At 37.4% G+C, this 1,402-nt stretch carries 2 protein-coding genes; both read left to right on the top strand.

What is annotated here, in order from left to right:
- The coding region (locus QUA33_RS28045; protein WP_333153041.1) for a transposase at positions 1 to 453 on the top strand (453 nt) is incomplete at its 5' end.
- A gap of 14 nt (positions 454 to 467) precedes the next feature.
- Positions 468 to 803 (top strand): transposase, encoded by a 336-nt coding sequence (locus QUA33_RS28040; protein ID WP_333153039.1) that lies wholly within the window; start codon positions 468 to 470, stop codon positions 801 to 803.
- Positions 804 to 1,402 lie beyond the last annotated feature (599 nt).

The following is a 1,402-nucleotide window of genomic DNA, read 5'->3' as shown; positions in this document are numbered from 1 at the left end:
GCCTATCTTTTTTTACCACAAGTTGGCTCAATCCTTACTAACTATGGGTTTGGGGCGGGTCGTCACCCCCCCAGGGAGAATTGGGAAGAAGTAAAACGGGTGAGTATTGATGAAGTGAGTAAACGCAAAGGACATCAAAATTTTGTCACGGTCGTATCAAATATTGACTTAGGAGAATTGCTAGAAGTGATTGATAGTCATAAACAAGATGACATCATTGAAATCCTTAAGCAGCAACCAATTGAGATAAGAGAGAAAGTTGAGGAAGTCAGCGTTGATATGTGGGGAGGATTTCCAAAAGTTGTAAAAGAGGTATTCCCAAATGCAAAAATTGTCATCGACAGATTTCATGTCATGCAGCCAGTGATCGAAGAGTTAAATCAATTGCGTAAACAAACTGGAGTTAAGATTAAAGGCAGTCGTTTATCCTGCCAAAAAATAATATTGATTTAACAGAAGAAGAAAAAGTGAAATTGGAAACTGTCTTGAAGTATTCTAAGCGTTTGCGATTAGCTTATACTCTAAAAGAAGATTTTAGGAGTATTTTTGAAACTTGTAAAACCCCTGAAGATGGTCAGGAACAATTGAAAGCATGGCTTCAAAAAGCTAAAGTTGTCTACGGAGCAGTTTTGGAAACAATTCACAACCATCTAGACAATATTTGTAATTACTTTTTAAACCGTACATCTAGTGGTGTGATGGAGGGACTTAATAACCGAATCAAATTAATTAAACGACAAGCCTATGGCTTTTTGAATTTTGTAAACTTTCGTTCTAGATTATTAGCCTGTCTTTCTCATTAGCTTTACTTATCCCCATAAACCCAGAAGAGCCGCCAAAACATCCCTTGACCGCACTTATCATACCTCAATTCAGCAACGCCTGAAGATGAATTAGAGCTAGCTTATGCCGTAATTAATGGGGTAGAAGCTAGAGGAAAAAAAGGAAACTACTCTACAACACGCATTAAATTGAGAGCCGAGCGCTGTACTTAATATTTTGTTACATACTTGCGAATTTTCCTGCCGACTTACTTATCCCAGGAAATTTACAGCCCGCCCGCACCCCATGTGACAGTTGGGGTGCGGAATCTGGGTTTAAGAGCGGAGGATATAACTTGGAAAGGACTAATTTAACGGGCAACCGATTGAGTAAATTATTAATTTTGCTATCATTAGCATAGTTGAATAGCATAATCCAAGGGATAGATATTAAGTCAAAGCAAGTTCAAGAATATCTAGGTAGAAAAACAGAAAGTCACAGAAAATATGCTAGACATAGCACTTTTTATATTGGACTGTGGGGTGAATCATGGGTCGATTTAATAGACCTCTTGCAAAAAAAATATGTGTTATGCTTAAGAGTTTGCTCAAGTTTAGGTAAAACTTTGAATTATTGGGTT

The organism is Microcoleus sp. Pol14D4 (assembly GCF_036701245.1).
GTDB lineage: Bacteria > Cyanobacteriota > Cyanobacteriia > Cyanobacteriales > Microcoleaceae > Microcoleus.
Note: the sequence above shows the minus strand (reverse complement) of the source record. Positions and strands in the feature narration are given on the sequence as shown.